At 74.6% G+C, this 2,551-nt stretch carries 3 protein-coding genes and 1 pseudogene; 1 reads left to right on the plus strand and 3 read right to left on the minus strand.

What is annotated here, in order from left to right:
* Positions 1 to 327: pseudogene (locus tag ACFXA3_RS40750) on the plus strand (PadR family transcriptional regulator); the annotation flags it as partial.
* Positions 328 to 335: 8 nt separating this feature from the next.
* Here the strand turns inward: ACFXA3_RS40750 and ACFXA3_RS40755 are convergent.
* From ACFXA3_RS40755 to ACFXA3_RS40765, 3 genes are all read right to left on the minus strand, one after another.
* Positions 336 to 899: a Clp protease N-terminal domain-containing protein gene (locus tag ACFXA3_RS40755; RefSeq protein ID WP_385196227.1), complete on the minus strand. Its 564-nt coding sequence runs from the start codon at positions 897 to 899 to the stop codon at positions 336 to 338.
* Complete coding sequence (locus tag ACFXA3_RS40760) at positions 899 to 1,108, minus strand: helix-turn-helix domain-containing protein (protein WP_008741547.1); 210 nt, start codon at positions 1,106 to 1,108, stop codon at positions 899 to 901. The genes ACFXA3_RS40755 and ACFXA3_RS40760 overlap by 1 nt, the downstream gene beginning before the upstream one ends.
* A 90-nt stretch (positions 1,109 to 1,198) precedes the next feature.
* On the minus strand, positions 1,199 to 2,161 hold the full coding sequence (locus tag ACFXA3_RS40765) for a zinc-binding dehydrogenase (RefSeq protein ID WP_385196230.1): 963 nt from the start codon (positions 2,159 to 2,161) through the stop codon (positions 1,199 to 1,201).
* Positions 2,162 to 2,551: the final 390 nt, after the last annotated feature.

Raw genomic sequence — 2,551 nt, forward strand, 5'->3', positions numbered from 1 at the left:
GCGATGTGGGGCGGGTGGGTGGGCAGCCGGGGCGGCTGGTGGCTGGGCGGCGGCACGACCACCGCGGGACCCCCCAGCGGAACCGCCTCGGGAGCGGGCACCTCCCCGGGGGCCGGGGCCCCCGCCGCGGACTCGCGGTGGGCCGAGGACCTCGCCCCCACCGGTGACCCGGCCCGTGACCTGGACCGGCTGCTGGACCGCTTCCGGGACGACGTGCGCGACGCGGCCCGCGACCACGGCGTCACCCCGGCCGGGCTGGCCGAGGCCCGCGCCCAGCTCGCGGCGGCCGCGGACCGGCTGGCCGAGACGCTGCGGCCGTCGCGATAGCTCGCGGGTCAGGCAGCCGCCAGGCCCGTTTCCGCCGCCGCGTACGTGACGCCGTGGTCCGCCAGGACCTCGGCGGCCGTGCCCGGGCGGGCGAGCAGCGCGAGCAGCAGGTGCAGGGCGGAGATGTGGCGGTCGCCCCGGCCCAGCGCGATGCGCAGGGACTTCTCCAGGGTCTTCTTCGCGCCCTGGGTGAAGGGGACGTGGCGGCTCTCCGGCTCCGGGCGGCCCAGTGCCGAGCGGAGCGAGGAGCCCAGGGTCCGCCGCCGCGGGGCGGCGGCGGCCAGTGCGCCCTCGCCATGGGTCTCCTCGACCCGGGAGAGGACGGCGGTGAGGTCGATGCCGAGGTCGGCGAGGGCCTCCTCGTCCGCCCGGGACATGCCGCCCCGGCGGCGGGCCGCGGCGAGGTCCGCCGCCACCGCGGCGCGGTCGACGCCCAGCGGGTCGAGCGCGCCCAGCTCCAGCAGGGCGAGCAGCAGGTGCTCCTCGGTGACCGTGGCGGCCCCCGTCCGCCGGGCCTCGGCCACGGCGCCCGTCACGGTGTCCCGGGCGTCCCGCGTGAAGCGTTCGAACATCAGACCCTCCCGTGCTTCTTGTGTACGGCCTGCCGGCTGACGCCCAGCTCGGCCGCGATCTCCTGCCAGGACCACCCCTGTGCGCGGGCGCTGCGTACCTGTACGGCCTCCAGCTGCTCCAGCAGCCTGCGGAGGGCGGCCACGGCACGCAGGCCCACCCGTGGGTCGCGGTCACCGGCCCGTTCGGCGAGATCGGTCGCTTCCGTCATGCCTGTCAATTTAGGTTGACGAGCGGGAGTGTGTCAACCACCATTGACGGCCGGGGTGGAGGGTTCCCCGATCGGGCGCCGCCGTCCGGGCTACACCGTCAGGACGATCTTGCCGAAGAGGTCGCCCGCCTCCAGCTTCTCGAAGCCCTCCCGCGCCCGGTCCAGCGGCAGGACCTCGTCGATCACCGGTCGCACCCCGGTCGCCGCGCAGAAGGCCAGCAGGTCCTCCAGCTCGTCCTTCGAGCCCATCGTCGAGCCGACCACCCTCAGCTCCAGGAAGAAGATCCGGGTCAGTTCGGCGTGCGCGGGACGGTCCCCGCTCGTGGCGCCCGAGATGACCAGGGTGCCGCCGGGGCGCAGCGACTTGACCGAGTGCGACCAGGTGGCCGCGCCGACCGTCTCGATCACCGCGTCCACCCGCTGCGGCAGCCGCGCGCCCGGCTCGTAGGCCTCCAGCGCGCCCAGCTCCACCGCCCGCTTGCGCTTGGCCTCGTCCCGGCTGGTGGCGAAGACCCGCAGGCCGGCCGCCTTGCCGAGGACGATCGCGGCGGTGGCGACGCCGCCGCCGGCGCCCTGGACCAGCACCGAGTCGCCGGGCCGTACGCCCGCGTTGGTGAACAGCATCCGGTACGCCGTCAGCCAGGCCGTCGGCAGGCAGGCGGCCTCCTCGAAGGACAGCTCGGCGGGCTTGCGCAGGACGTTCCAGGCCGGGACGGTCACCTGCTCCGCGAACGTGCCCTGGTACCGCTCGGTCAGGATCGACCGCGGCTCGTCGGGGCCGACGCCGTGGCCGCTCTGGCCGATCACGGAGTGCAGGACGACCTCGTTGCCGTCCTGGTCGATGCCGGCGGCGTCACAGCCGAGGATCATCGGGAGTTTGTCCTCGCCGAGGCCGACTCCGCGCAGCGACCACAGGTCGTGGTGGTTGAGGGAGGCGGCCTTGACGTTCACGGTCACCCAGCCGGGGCGGGCCTCGGGGGCCGGGCGCTCGCCCAGCACGAGGCCGCTCAGCGGCTGGTCACGGTCGATTCGGGCGGCGTAGGCAGCGAACATGCCGCGACGCTACCGCCCGGTAGCCCGGTGGGCCAGCCCTGTCGGGGCTCTGTGGGTGAGGCCTTCGTCGCACGGCTGTCCGTGCGGTCCGCCGGCCGTCGGCGGGAACCGGGCGGGGGTGTCCGTGCGTCTCACGGGGCCCGGCCGGACGCTGAACGGAATCGTTCGTTGCGTGCTCAACCATGCGCGCTGCGTGCGCTCTTGGGCACGGGGGAGCGCGAAGCGGAACGTCAGGATCAAGCCTCGGGTGGCGGTAGAATTCAGGCCATGCGGACCGGCTCGTCATGTGCCTGTCATTCATTGGCCGCATCCCGTTGACGAAGCGTCAGCTTCATCGAGGCGCTGAGGCGGAGCATCCCCTCCCGGTTCGGGGGCGGGGAGGGTGTGCCC

This window comes from Streptomyces sp. NPDC059456 (assembly GCF_042750055.1).
Classification (GTDB): Bacteria; Actinomycetota; Actinomycetes; order Streptomycetales; family Streptomycetaceae; genus Streptomyces.